At 64.3% G+C, this 235-nt stretch carries 1 protein-coding gene; it reads right to left on the bottom strand.

What is annotated here, in order from left to right; translation table 11 throughout:
* Positions 1-235: penicillin-binding transpeptidase domain-containing protein (locus ACY9Z2_RS19380; RefSeq protein ID WP_463611307.1), on the bottom strand; the 235-nt coding region annotated here is incomplete at both ends.

Genomic DNA, 235 nt, shown 5'->3' with positions numbered 1-235 from the left:
CCGTTCCAGGTCTCCCGCCGCCGTCAGGAACATGAATACGTTGGACGACCACGCGATCCCGTTCCGCACGTCCATCATCTGGTCGTGGCATCGCCAGTCGGGGTACTCATACAGCACGTCGTTCTCGCCCTTCACCTCAAGCCGGCACCCGACGTAGTAGCTGGTGCTCGGCGTGATGCTCCCCTCCATCAACCCGGCCGCCGACGTGACCAGCTTGAACGTCGAACCCGGGGCG

The organism is Virgibacillus sp. GM2-2, assembly GCF_055329585.1.
The sequence above is the reverse complement of the archived record's forward strand: the minus strand, read 5'-3'. Positions and strand labels throughout refer to the sequence as shown.